The sequence below is a fragment of the Mesorhizobium sp. M8A.F.Ca.ET.207.01.1.1 genome, from assembly GCF_004794715.1.
GTDB lineage: Bacteria > Pseudomonadota > Alphaproteobacteria > Rhizobiales > Rhizobiaceae > Mesorhizobium.
Genome location: NZ_SRUS01000142.1, coordinates 1 through 403 on the forward strand (window position 1 = coordinate 1; position 403 = coordinate 403).

The 403-nt window shown below is 62.0% G+C and carries 1 protein-coding gene; it reads right to left on the bottom strand.

The features are described 5' to 3' along the window. On the bottom strand, positions 1 to 236 hold a 236-nt coding region (locus tag EN850_RS33890), incomplete at its 3' end, for a hypothetical protein (RefSeq protein WP_136092957.1). Positions 237 to 403: the final 167 nt, after the last annotated feature.

Sequence of the window (403 nt, forward strand, 5' to 3'; positions counted from 1 at the left end):
TCGAAATCCAGGAACGACACTGGCTGGTCGGCCAGCAGGAAGCGGTCGTCGCTGTGGGCGTGCTCGTCGGCCCAGACCATCTTGGTGCCGTAGATTTCCACCTGCCGCACGATCTTCTCGCCGCGCGCTTCCATCAGCACGTTGCCCTTGCCCAGGCCCGATTCGGCCCAGTGCTTGTAGTACTTCTTTGCGGCGGATCTCGCGCCGGATTTTGCGTTGTGCTTTGCGTAGGTCATTGCAGGAGCCCTGGCCGCAGGCGCGGCCGGAAAGTACGGAATGGCGCCATTATCAGGCATCCGGGGTCAGAGCCCTTTCCTTTGGAAGGGATCCGACCCTTGCCGGTTCAGTTCGGCAGGGGCACGCCCTTCGGCCACAGCATCCAGATGTTGCCCTTCTGCTTCAT